Here is a 254-nt window from a genome sequence, read left to right as displayed (position 1 = left end):
TCAGTGGCTGGCACACCCACGGCATGGCCGGTTTCGACCAGGAACTGACCCGCAAGGAACTGAAGATCCCCGAAGGCTATGCCGTGCACGCCGCCGTGGCCGTGGGCAAGCTGGGAGACAAGTCGACCCTGGCCGACTACCTCCAGGCCCGGGAAGAGCCAAGCCCGCGTCGCCCCCTGAGCGAAACCGTGGCCGAAGGCGATTTCAGCCTCTAAAGCCGCGATCGCCTCTGTAGGAGCGAGCTTGCTCGCGAA

The 254-nt window shown here is 65.4% G+C and carries 1 pseudogene; it reads left to right on the top strand.

Annotated elements, in window-relative coordinates:
* Nucleotides 1-215, top strand: a pseudogene (locus F6S12_RS33430) (nitroreductase family protein); the annotation flags it as partial.
* Between the last annotated feature and the right edge of the window lie 39 nt (nt 216-254).

The organism is Pseudomonas sp. JV245A, from assembly GCF_032424515.1.
GTDB lineage: Bacteria > Pseudomonadota > Gammaproteobacteria > Pseudomonadales > Pseudomonadaceae > Aquipseudomonas > Aquipseudomonas protegens.
Note: the sequence above shows the minus strand (reverse complement) of the source record. Positions and strands in the feature narration are given on the sequence as shown.